The organism is Pseudomonas sp. MF6776 (genome assembly GCF_016613125.1).
GTDB classification, from domain to species: Bacteria; Pseudomonadota; Gammaproteobacteria; order Pseudomonadales; family Pseudomonadaceae; genus Aquipseudomonas; species Aquipseudomonas iridis.
In genome coordinates this window covers 46,859-54,153 of sequence record NZ_JAENSQ010000034.1, presented here as the reverse complement: position 1 = coordinate 54,153, position 7,295 = coordinate 46,859, and the positions used below count along the sequence as shown (strand labels likewise).

At 60.6% G+C, this 7,295-nt stretch carries 8 protein-coding genes and 2 pseudogenes; 5 read left to right on the top strand and 5 right to left on the bottom strand.

Annotated elements, in window-relative coordinates; all coding sequences use genetic code 11:
- Window positions 1-118: pseudogene (locus JJD74_RS26260) on the top strand (IS30 family transposase); the annotation flags it as partial.
- An 11-nt stretch (window positions 119-129) separates the two neighbouring features.
- On the opposite strand, the pseudogene JJD74_RS26255 reads toward JJD74_RS26260, so the two are convergent.
- From JJD74_RS26255 to JJD74_RS26245, 3 genes and pseudogenes are all read right to left on the bottom strand, one after another.
- A pseudogene (locus JJD74_RS26255) lies at window positions 130-513 on the bottom strand (PAAR domain-containing protein); the annotation flags it as partial.
- The gene (locus tag JJD74_RS26250; protein ID WP_200617145.1) at window positions 510-1,172 is read right to left on the bottom strand and encodes a hypothetical protein; all 663 of its coding nucleotides are present in this window, start codon (window positions 1,170-1,172) and stop codon (window positions 510-512) included. The gene JJD74_RS26250 and the pseudogene JJD74_RS26255, both read right to left, overlap by 4 nt.
- A gap of 158 nt (window positions 1,173-1,330) precedes the next feature.
- Window positions 1,331-1,813, bottom strand: coding sequence for a GNAT family N-acetyltransferase (locus JJD74_RS26245; protein WP_042562173.1), 483 nt, complete (start codon window positions 1,811-1,813; stop codon window positions 1,331-1,333).
- A 225-nt stretch (window positions 1,814-2,038) separates the two neighbouring features.
- On the opposite strand from JJD74_RS26245, the gene JJD74_RS26240 reads away from it, so the two are divergent.
- From JJD74_RS26240 to JJD74_RS26225, 4 genes are all read left to right on the top strand, one after another.
- On the top strand, window positions 2,039-2,692 hold the full coding sequence (locus tag JJD74_RS26240) for an HD domain-containing protein (RefSeq protein ID WP_200617144.1): 654 nt from the start codon (window positions 2,039-2,041) through the stop codon (window positions 2,690-2,692).
- Between the two features lie 110 nt (window positions 2,693-2,802).
- On the top strand, window positions 2,803-3,999 hold the full coding sequence (locus tag JJD74_RS26235; protein ID WP_200617143.1) for an MFS transporter: 1,197 nt from the start codon (window positions 2,803-2,805) through the stop codon (window positions 3,997-3,999).
- A gap of 82 nt (window positions 4,000-4,081) precedes the next feature.
- A complete protein-coding gene (locus tag JJD74_RS26230) occupies window positions 4,082-4,417 on the top strand; it encodes a hypothetical protein (RefSeq protein ID WP_047302557.1) in 336 nt (111 codons plus the stop codon).
- Between the two features lie 45 nt (window positions 4,418-4,462).
- Complete coding sequence (locus JJD74_RS26225; protein WP_042560413.1) at window positions 4,463-4,720, top strand: hypothetical protein; 258 nt, start codon at window positions 4,463-4,465, stop codon at window positions 4,718-4,720.
- Between the two features lie 165 nt (window positions 4,721-4,885).
- On the opposite strand, the gene JJD74_RS26220 is transcribed toward JJD74_RS26225, so the two are convergent.
- Together JJD74_RS26220 and JJD74_RS26215 are read right to left on the bottom strand one after the other, a co-directional pair.
- Window positions 4,886-5,815 (bottom strand): PfkB family carbohydrate kinase, encoded by a 930-nt coding sequence (locus tag JJD74_RS26220; RefSeq protein ID WP_200617142.1) that lies wholly within the window; start codon window positions 5,813-5,815, stop codon window positions 4,886-4,888.
- Window positions 5,808-7,274: a purine-cytosine permease family protein gene (locus JJD74_RS26215; protein WP_200617141.1), complete on the bottom strand. Its 1,467-nt coding sequence runs from the start codon at window positions 7,272-7,274 to the stop codon at window positions 5,808-5,810. Before JJD74_RS26215 ends, JJD74_RS26220 begins: the two co-directional genes overlap by 8 nt.
- Between the last annotated feature and the right edge of the window lie 21 nt (window positions 7,275-7,295).

Genomic DNA, 7,295 nt, shown 5'->3' with positions numbered 1-7,295 from the left:
GACCGTCGAAGCCGTCAATCGGACAGTAGCGAGGATCAATCTACGCCCGCGCAAGCGCTTGGGCTGGAAGACGCCGTACGAAGTGCATACAGGGGTGAGCGTTGCACTTATGTGTTGAATTCAGGTGGTGTAAGGATGATTAGCGACAGGCTCTCCTGAGAATTCATCGACCAACTGCATCTTGTCCGTAAAATGCACCGGCATCGGCAACAGCCCACTAAACGCCGCCCCTCCGCCACTCTGGCCGATAATCACCGTCCCCGAACCACCGACCACGACATTGCCGTGTCCTCCGGTGCTGTCGAGCGTTGCGGCGTTCAGGCCATTGATGAAAACGGTGCCGGAGACAGCGTCGGTGATCGGGCTGCCGCAGGCCGATTTATCAGTCATGCGCGCAGCGGCGAGGCCGTCGAAGAAGACGTTCGGCGAGCCGGAAACAATCGGGTTAGTGCCGTGGCCTGGCAATGGGCATGCGGTCGGGTCGGTGACGCGGGCGGCGGGTTTTCCACTCAATTCAAAGCTCCTTGCTTCAGAGGTTCCGGGTGTGGCTGGTAGATGTCGACTTCGGTCGCGGCGAAGCGCCAGCGGTTGTCGACGGGGTCGAACAGTGCGTGGCTGTGCTCGCGGCTGTCGGGGGATATAGCGGTTTGCAGGTGCTGCCAGGCTTCGTCGACATGCCAGGTGAGTTCAGCGGGCGTGGCGTCATCGAGTTCGTTGAGCCAAGCGTTGTAGTTTCGCAGGCGATTCAGCTCGTAGGTACTTTGCAGCAACTCAGCCATTTGCGTGCCGAGGTCCAAATGATGTTCGGCCGTCCACTGGCCGATCTCGGAGTAGACGTACCACCCCATCGGCATCAAGGCGCCATCCTTGAGCAGCGAATGCCCCGCCGGAGCGACGAAACCGCAACTGATGTGCAGCGTTAGCCAGCCTTGGTGCGCGTCGATGAACGTATTCGGCTCGAAGTTGCGCAACGGGATTACGTGATAGTCGTGAAGGCCTGCGCTGCGAGTCATGAGTTCGGCATCCAGTCGCGAGACAAATGCGCGGATGGCTTTGCCGCCCAGGCGATTGACCATGCAGAGAATGTCTACCGGTTGGCGCTGGGGGTTGTCGGAAAAGCCCGAGTTTTTCACCAGGCCATACAAACGTATTGACGCACGTAGTCCGCTCATCGCCCGCCACTCATTGACGCAGCGAAGGCTCCACGGGCGTGGAGAGTTTTTGCCAGAGGCATTGCAGGTGTCGTCCGTGAGCGCGCAAAAATGCGCGCGTAGAATGCCGGACTAGAGCCTTGGCGACAATCGAATAAACACTAAATAGCCATCATCGCTCACTGGCCTTCGGCGAACTCGCGCAACACCTTGCCGTCCATGCGATAGCGCACCCATTCTTCCTGCGGTTGCGCGCCGAGGGATTTGTAGAATTCGATGGCTGGGGTGTTCCAGTCCAGTACGCTCCACTCGAAGCGTCCGCAGTCATTGGCGCAGGCGATTTTCGCCAGTTGCCGCAGCAGGGTTTTGCCCGCGCCGCCGCCGCGTTGTTCGGGGGTGATGTAGAGGTCTTCAAGGTACAGGCAATTGCTGCCGAGCCAGGTCGAATAGCTGAAGAAGAACACCGCGAAACCGATTGGCAGGCCGTCGCGCAGACAGATCAGACCATGGGCGGTCGCGCCTTCGCCGAACAGGCTGCGCTCAATATCGGCAACGCTGGCGATAACTTCGTGGCGAGCCTTTTCGAAATCCGCGAGTTCAGTGATGAAGGCGAGGATTTGGGGTGCATCGCTGGGAGTCGCCGGGCGGATCTCGATCGTCATGGACGGGCCTTGTCGGGGGAGGAAAACGCCATAGTAAAACGCGTTGAAGCGCTCTTCATATGGCAACAACGCATTATCCTGCTCGATGTGGCAAAACACCGCCGTTCCTGTGGGAGCGCGCCTGCTCGCGAATGCATTATTTCAGCCGCCTTCAATGTGACTGACAGTATGCTTTCGCGAGCAGGCTCGTTCCCACAGGCTCTGCATTCGCTTAAAAGGATGTTTATGAATAACTACGCCTTCGCACCACTGCCAGCGCTCGCGGCAGAACTGCTGCCCCATGCTCTGGAGCCCTCGGATGACGGCGCGCACGACCTCGCACACCTGCAACGTGTCTGGCACAACGTGCGCACTTTGCAAGCCGAAGAAGGTGGCGATCTGGTAGTGCTGCTCGCCGCCGTGCTGCTTCACGATTGCGTAGCCGTCGAAAAGAACTCGCCATTGCGTTCACAAGCTTCACGTCTGGCAGCGGAAAAAGCGTCGACGGTGCTGACGGAGTTGAACTGGGCCAACGCTAAAATCGACGCCGTCGCCCACGCCATCCAAGCCCACAGTTTTTCCGCCAACATCACCCCGCTCACCCTCGAAGCGAAACTTGTCCAGGACGCCGATCGTCTCGACTCGCTGGGCATGCTCGGCGTCGCTCGCACGTTCTATGTTGCCGGACGCATGGGGGCGGCGCTCTACGACCCGCAAGATCCGGAAGCGAGGGAGCGCGACTACAACGACACACGTTTTTGCCTTGATCACTTCCAGACCAAACTGCTGCACCTCGCCGACGGTTTCCAAACCGTCGCCGGCCAGCACCTGGCGCAGATTCGCCATCAGCGTCTGAAGGGTTTCATGGAACAGTTCAAAGAAGAGATCGGCATCGTCTGAAGCAATACTCCGGCCTGCCGCGATCCTGACTTCGCCAACCTCGCACCTAATCCCTGACCTTGGCGTGGTAAACAGAGGCTGTTCACTTTCTCGGGTCAAGGAACCGCGTCATGTCGCAAGCAACACCTCAAGTGTCGAGCAAGCTGTTCGGCCTGTTCTGCCTCGCCAGTTATCTGCTGTCGCTGTCCTACGGCTCGACGTTTTTGCTGGCGCTGTTGATCGGTTCTCGCGGTGGCAATGAACACGATGCGGGCAGCGTGATTTCTGCGGCGATGCTCAGTACGTTTGTCGCGGTGCTGGTGTCCGGGCATTTATCGGATCTGCTGGGGGCGGCGCGTTCGATTGCCTTGTTTGGTCTGATGCTTGTTGCGGCGAGCCTGGGCTTTGCGATGACGCCGGGGTTCGGTCATCTCCTGCTGTTTTTCGGCTTGCTGCTCGGCCTGGGCTGGGGTGTGTTTTACACGTTGGGGCCGATTATTGTGGCGAGTCTGGTGACCCCAGCGCAGCGGGCGAAGTACTTTGCCTTGCTGTCCGGCAGCATGATGACCGGGATTGGCAGCGGCCCATTGCTCGGGCGTGCGGCCAGTGCGCTGGAGTTACCGGTGACCTCGGCGTTTTATCTGGCAGCGCTGGCGAGCCTGATCGGCGTGTTGATGTTCTGGCGTCTCGGCTCGCGACTGAAAAGCACCCAAGCCACAACAGCCGCAAGCATCACTTGGTCAACGTCGGCGCAGGTGCTCGGTTCCCGCGCAGTCTTCGCGATCATCATGGTCGGTCTCGGTGGCTGCGTATTCGGCGGTTTGTCGAGTTTCCAGACCAGTTACGCCGCCGCCCATTCGCTGGATTATTCGCTGTTCTTTCTCGGCTTCATGAGCGCGGCAATCAGCAGTCGCCTGTTGATCGCAGGGTTTGTGGTCAAGCGTGATCCGTTGCGGGCGTCGTGTCTGTTGTCCGGTTTGATGCTCGGCTCGATTGTGCTGTTCGCCTTCGGCGTGCACAGCGCTTTCAGTTATCTGCTGGCGGCGGTCATGCTCGGTGTCGGATACGGCCTGACCTATTCGGTGATCAACGGATTGGCGGCCAACGAAGCGCCCGTCGGTACCACTTCGCAGGCCTTGCTGCTATTCAGCCTGGCGTACTTTATCGGCGTGTTCGGCTTTCCGCTGCTGGCCGGAAAAATCATCGTCGAACACGGAATGGCGGCACTGCTGTACACCGTATTGGCTGTGGCGCTGATCAACTGGCTGATCACCATCGGCCGCTTGCTCTGGCGACGACTCAACGTCAGAACCGCGCCAGCGATCTAGACCGTTCGTCGCTCATCAGGCACCAATCGACGACGAGGGCAGACCAACAAAGGGTATGGATTCCAATCACTGGAGAAGCCCTATGATCCCGTCAAGGTTGACCGCTTTCGTATTCAGCGCCCTGCTCTGCCCCACGGTGTTCGCCGCCACCGCTGCGGGCACCGGCCCTACCGATCCGACCCCACCCCGAGCCCCAGTCATCAACAGTGCCCCCGGCATGAACACCGATGGCTCTGGCGTGCCATTGATCAACCAGCCACCTGCCACCGGTACTGACCCGCGCACGCAAGGCAGTGATCCCGGTCGTCAAGGTGGCATGAACACCCCCGACGCTCCCGCCACGCCAGACAACGCGGGCCCGGGCGTCGGTTCGAAAACCACCACCGGTGGCTCCGGTTCCGAAGGATCCGGCCAGTAGTTCGCCGACGCGAGCGACCCTATTCACACCCATGAAGAGGTAACCATGAACGTCGATAAAAACCTGGAAAAAGAAGTCCTCACCCGCCTGCTGCACGCCCACCCGAGTGGACTGGGCAAGGAGGTGCTGGACAACTACCGGGGCGAAAAAGTCGTCGCCAGCGCGCTCGCCTCATTGCAGGACCGCGGTTTGATTCACCATGGCCATATCACCTGCAACGAGGCCGGTGAACACTCGCTGAATTTGCCGATCAAGCTCAGTGCTGCCGGGGTTGAAGCAGCGCGCAAACTGGATATGCAGTAGTACTGCGGCCGCTCGCTGCAGATGCGGTGAGCGGCCGCTTGAAATTTATGGTGGGGCTGATGGCCTCATCGCTGGCAAGCCAGCTCCCACAGTTTTCTGGTGGACGCAACATTTGTGCACACCTCCGATCTCTGTGGGAGCTGGCTTGCCAGCAATAAAGGTAGATCAGCCGCCGCTGGATTCACGGATCAGCGCATCCACTTCAGCAGTCCCCGGCGCTGTCGCCGGCCCCCAGCGTGTCACGGCCAATGCCGCCGCCGCGTTCGCTCGCTGCGCCGCTTCATACGCAGTCAAACCCTGCGCCAACCCCGCAACAAACACCCCGGCATGCGCATCACCGGCACCATTGCTGTCCACCGCTTTGACGGCAAACCCCGGCACATGCCGACGCTCGTCACGTTGATGAATCCAGCAACCCTGCGGCCCATCGCGCACCACCATCAATACGTCTCGCGGCAGATGCTCAGCCAGACAATCCAGCGCAACACCGATGTCTTCAGCACCGGTAAAACGCAATGCCTCGACACTGTTGCTGGTCCACACATCAATGCGCGGCAACAGCGCCTGCATCAGCGGTGAATCCGGCGATTCCACCAACGGACCCGGATCGAACACCACGTGAATCGTGGCGGGCAATGCCAACGTCCAGTCAAGGAGAGCTTGCGCCTTGCCCTCGTGCAGCAGGCTGTAACCGCTGAGATAAACATAGTCCCCGGCCTCAAAAGCCACGCTGTTCAAATCATCGATGGTCACCTCGCCCTCGGCACCGATGTAGGAAATGAAACTGCGCTCGGCCGACGCATCGGTCAGCGCCACACACAAACCCGTGTCGCGCTCGGCAGGCTGGCTGATACCGATGTGAATCCCCTCGGCCTGCATCGCCTGCCGCGCCAGATCGCCGAAACGCCCGGTGCCATGACGACCGAGGTAAACCACCGGCAGGCCATTGCGCACCGCTGCCGCCATCACGTTGAAACCGCCGCCAGCCTCGAAACCGGCGGACTGCGCCAGTACGTCGCCGCCAATCTGCGGCAGTTTATCCACGGCCATGACCAGGTCGATGATGACCTGGCCGGTGTGCAACATCTTAGGCATGAGCATTCTCGACTGGCGCGGCACGGCGATCTTTTGCCCCGCCGAGGAGGAAATAGATGCCACCGGCCACCACGAACGTCACGATCCAGCCGAGGCCGTTGTGGCCCAGCCACGAGTCGGACAGGAAACCTTTGAACCAGACATTCTCAGCGGTGGTGCCGATGGTGGTGAAGCTGAAACCGAGCACGATGGCAATCGCCCACGCCCCGAATGCGCGCCACTCGACACCGCCGTGATACCAATAGGCACTGCTTGGGCTGACGTCGAGCAGGTCTTGCGGGCTGTAGTAGTGACGATGAATCAAGTCGATCACGAAGATCCCGACCCACGCGGTGATCGGCACCGCCAGCAGGGAAATGAAGGTAATGAACGGGCCGTAGAAACTGTCGGCGATCAGCATGAAGTAGATCGAACCGGCGAAAATCGCAACGATATCGACCACCACGGCGTAGACGCGCTTGACCTTGAGGCCGAGCGTCAACGTGGTCAAACCGGCGGAGTACACCGACAGGTTGTTCGACAGCAGCAGACCACCGAACGCCGTGATCAGGTACGGCACGGCCATCCAGGTCGGCAGCATGTCGCGGATCGCCACGATCGGGTCAGTCGCCGAGGCGAGATCGTTGTTACCCACCGACAGCAGGCCGCCGAGGGTGATCAGCAGCACCAGTGGAATACCCGCTCCGAACGCTGCGGACGCGACCAGACGCACTGCTTTGACGCTGCGATGCTGATAGCGCGACATGTCGGCGCCCGCGTTGGCCCAACCGATACCGGTGCCGGCCGCCATGGTACCGATGCCGATGATCATTGCGCTGACCGGCGCCGGTGTGGCGTTGAACACCGCGCTCCAGTCGATGGTGGCGCAGAGGAAGCCGCCGACCAGAATGTTCAGCGCACCGAAGACATACGTCGCCCACTTCTGGATCACCAGCAAAGTTGCATGGCCGAGGCCGGAGACCGCCAGGGTCAGCAGCACGAAAATCGCAATCAAGAGCAGCGTCAGCACGGGTGCGCTTTTCGCCTCAACCGGTGAGCCGAACAGGATCGAGCACAGCGACAGCAGCACGAATGCAGCGGTGGTGGTGTTGACGGTTTCCCAGCCCAGACGCGACATCAGCGAGACCAGTGTCGGGCCGATATTGCCACGCACGCCGAAGATCGCCCGCGACAAGGTCAGGCTTGGCGCGCGGCCACGGCGGCCGGCAATCGAGATGATCCCGACCACCGCGAACGAACCGGCGGCACCGATGATCGCGACGATGATTGCCTGCCAGATCGCCAGACCGCGAAACGCGACCAGCGTGGCACCCAACGGCAGGCCGAGAATGGAAATGTTGGCGGCGAACCAGACCCAGAACAGTTGCAGCGGATGACCGTTGCACTCGGCTTCCGGCACCGGCTCGATGCCACGGGTTTCCAGCTGCCCGGCGCTCTGCCCGGCGTTCGATGAACTCATGAAAATGCTCCTGTTTGCCTT